This window comes from Amycolatopsis sp. cmx-11-51 (assembly GCF_047608665.1).
GTDB lineage: Bacteria > Actinomycetota > Actinomycetes > Mycobacteriales > Pseudonocardiaceae > Amycolatopsis.
Genome location: NZ_JADNQO010000051.1, coordinates 1 through 680, shown reverse-complemented (window position 1 = coordinate 680; position 680 = coordinate 1). Strand labels below are relative to the sequence as shown.

Annotated in this window: 1 protein-coding gene; it reads right to left on the bottom strand. The window is 65.4% G+C overall.

Annotated features, from left to right (window positions below):
- A partial coding sequence (locus ACM6LU_RS39180; protein WP_414942922.1) for an IS701 family transposase occupies window positions 1–680 on the bottom strand: 680 nt, incomplete at both ends.

Genomic DNA, 680 nt, shown 5'->3' with positions numbered 1-680 from the left:
CTTTGGCGCCATCACCGCAACTACGGCGTTTCCATGCGGCCTCCGGCGCGTGGGTGACCAGCGTGCCGGCGCGGGAGGTGCCCGCGGTGGCGGGGATAGTCTGATTGCTCGGCACGGCCACGACATAGCCGATCCGTCGATTCTCCAGCCAGCGGCGGAACTTGGAGTCTCCACCGTAGGCTTCGTCGGCTGTGACCCACGTGGCGGGGACACCTGCATCCAGGGCACGGGCGAGCATCGCCTGGGCGAGTACTGGCTTGGTCGCGAACTCGACCTCGTCGGGCACAGCCGCGTCCCGGCAACGTTCCCGATCGGCGGTCCAGGACTTCGGCAGATACAGCTCTCGATCTATCAACGTGCGGCCTTTGCTTGTGGCATAAGCACAAAACACCCCCAGCTGACAGTTCTCGATGCGCCCAGCGGTGCCGGAGTACTGCCGTTGCACCCCGGCAGATCTGGTGCCCTTCTTCAGGAATCCGGTCTCGTCCACGATCAGCACACCGTCACGCTCACCCAGATGCGTGACCGCGTAAGCACGCACGTCGTCACGTGCGCCATCGGCGTCCCACGCGGCGGCGTTAAGCAGCCGTTGCATCCCGTCCGGGGCCAGATCACCAGCAGCCTCAGCCAGCGTCCACCCGTTCTTGCCAGCCAACGGAGCAAGTAAGCCACGCACGTAG